At 68.9% G+C, this 1576-nt stretch carries 3 protein-coding genes; all 3 read left to right on the forward strand.

The features are described from left to right. Positions 1–530: inositol monophosphatase family protein (locus tag I5I_RS07430; RefSeq protein WP_036318184.1), on the forward strand; the 530-nt coding region annotated here is incomplete at its 5' end. Positions 531–548: 18 nt separating this feature from the next. Beyond that, the gene (locus I5I_RS07435; protein ID WP_036318185.1) at positions 549–1145 is read left to right on the forward strand and encodes a hypothetical protein; all 597 of its coding nucleotides are present in this window, start codon (positions 549–551) and stop codon (positions 1143–1145) included. A gap of 209 nt (positions 1146–1354) precedes the next feature. Beyond that, positions 1355–1576: hypothetical protein (locus I5I_RS17275; protein ID WP_204365817.1), on the forward strand; the 222-nt coding region annotated here is incomplete at its 3' end.

Raw genomic sequence — 1576 nt, forward strand, 5'->3', positions numbered from 1 at the left:
GCCACTACCTCAAGGGCATCCCGATGTGGACGACCCTCATCGCCCTCGCCATCGACGGCGTGCCCCGCGTCGGGGTGGCCAGCCAGCCGGCCCTCGGGCGGCGCTGGTGGGCGGCATCCGGTCACGGCGCCTGGACCAACACTCCGGACGGCGGCGCGCGTCGCCTCGGTGTGTCGAACGTCGACGCGGTCGCCGAGGCCAGCGTGAGCTTCCAGTCGCTCGCGCAATGGGACGAGGTCGGCCGCGCCGACGATCTGCTGCGCCTCAGCCGCGCAGTCTGGCGCGACCGCGGCTACGGCGACACCTGGCCTTACATGCTCCTCGCTGAGGGGCGACTCGAGTTCGTGGCGGAGTTCGGCGTCAAGGAGTACGACATCGCCGCCCTCGTGCCGATCGTCCACGAAGCCGGCGGCAGGTTCACCGACATCGACGGAGCCGACTCGCTGTCGTCGCGCTCGTCGCTCGCGACCAACGGACGTCTTCATCACGACTTCCTCTCCCTCCTCGGCGCTTCGCCCGCCATCTCCTGACCGATCGGACCCCCGCCGATGACACGTGCACGCTTCGCACCCCTCGCGCTGTCCACCGTCGCCCTCGCAACGGCTCTTCTGCTGAGCGGTTGCACGTCAGCCGCACCCTCGGCCGATCCGACTCCCACCGGCAACGCCGTGTCACCCACGCCGACCGAGGCGCTGCCCGGGCCGACGCCAGATGCCTCGCCGACGACGGGCGGCGCCGTGACCTGCGACAGCATGATCGTCTCCGACACCCTCGCCGAGTTCAAGAGCAAGGGATGGACAGCCAAGCAGACGCCCTTCACGTTCGAAACCCAGCCGCCGAGCGCACCGATCGACGGTGGACTGATCTGCACCTGGGCGAACTACTCGGTCGCATCGGGCAACCTCATCGAGTTCGGCTGGGCACCCATCAGCACCGCCGACGCCGAGACCGTGGCCGCACAGCTCGAGAAGGAGGGCTGGCGCCGCGAGCCGGCCGATTCGGGCTTCTACATCACGCAGGACCCGTCGCGCGTGATCACCGTGGATGACAAGGGATACGGCATGACGTACCAGTTCGGCGACGGCTGGGTCGCTGTATCGGACACGAAGCAGAACTTGCTGCTCATGCCGGTCACCGCCGGCTGACGCGCCGACCGCTCCTCGGGAGCACCCCTCTCAGCGCGTCCACAACCGACGCTCACGAGATCCATCAGCCGACGTCAGTCGCGATTCACGCCCCGTTGCCGTGCGCGCCGCGCACGGCCCGCAGTCTGGGTGACCGCCGCCCCTTCCCCGCTACCTGATCGGTGCGGGCGAAGGCGGATGACTTCTCCCTCTCGACTGTAAGGAAAATCGTGATCTCGCACCGCACCCGACGCGGATTCATCGACCGACTCGGCGCAACCACCCTCGCCGCCGCCACACTCGATCTACGCTCCGGTGCGCTTCGGATGCCGTCCCGAGGCGTCGGTGCTCACGCTGCGCGCGCGTCGCGAGGACGACAGCCTGCTCGATTCGTCACGGGAGGCATCGACGGGGTAGACTCGGACTCTAGAGGATCCCCGGGACCGAGCTCG

Origin of the sequence: Microbacterium sp. B24 (assembly GCF_000333415.1) — a bacterium.
GTDB lineage: Bacteria > Actinomycetota > Actinomycetes > Actinomycetales > Microbacteriaceae > Microbacterium.

Bases quoted from the DNA above. Each gene is read 5' to 3' on its own strand.
- I5I_RS07435 (WP_036318185.1), top strand. From the start codon at position 549: ATGACACGTGCACGCTTCGCACCCCTCGCGCTGTCCACCGTCGCCCTC.